The following is a 620-nucleotide window of genomic DNA, read 5'->3' as shown; positions in this document are numbered from 1 at the left end:
CGTGAATTTAATCACTTTATCCCTTACATCTTTTCTGTTGACTGTTCTATATAATAAATGGGGTATACCACTGCTAATCAGTAAACTTTTAATTACAATCGTAAGTGTCGGTATCAATTTTAATGGCACAAAATTATTTGTATTTACTACTAAAAAAGAAAGAGGGATTCATATATGACGATAAAAAAAGCAGTTATTCCAGTAGGCGGTTTAGGAACTCGATTTTTGCCAGCGACAAAAGCGCAGCCCAAAGAAATGCTGCCAATTGTCGATAAGCCTGCTGTACAATACATTGTAGAAGAAGCTGTGAAATCAGGTATTGAAAGTATTATTTTTATTACAGGTCGAAATGAAAAATCAATTGAAGACCATTTTGATAAATCAATTGAACTAGAGCAAATGCTTGAAGAAAAGCACAAGTTCGAAATGTTAAAAGAAGTACAAACGATTTCATCAATGGCCAGTATTCACTATATTCGTCAAAAAGAGCCGTTAGGACTTGGTCATGCTATTCTTTGTGCTGAGCAATTTATTGGAGATGAGCCGTTTGCCGTTCTTCTTGGAGACGATATTATGACTTCTGAAGAACCTGCGCTCAAACAGATGATTCAAGCGTATGA

1 protein-coding gene is annotated in these 620 nt (G+C 35.2%); it reads left to right on the top strand.

What is annotated here, in order from left to right; translation table 11 throughout:
• Positions 1-174 precede the first annotated feature (174 nt).
• On the top strand, positions 175-620 hold a 446-nt coding region (locus AC27IT_RS27850; RefSeq protein ID WP_487092271.1), incomplete at its 3' end, for a UTP--glucose-1-phosphate uridylyltransferase.

The organism is Brevibacillus sp. YAE8, from assembly GCF_057543335.1.
Note: the sequence above shows the minus strand (reverse complement) of the source record. Positions and strands in the feature narration are given on the sequence as shown.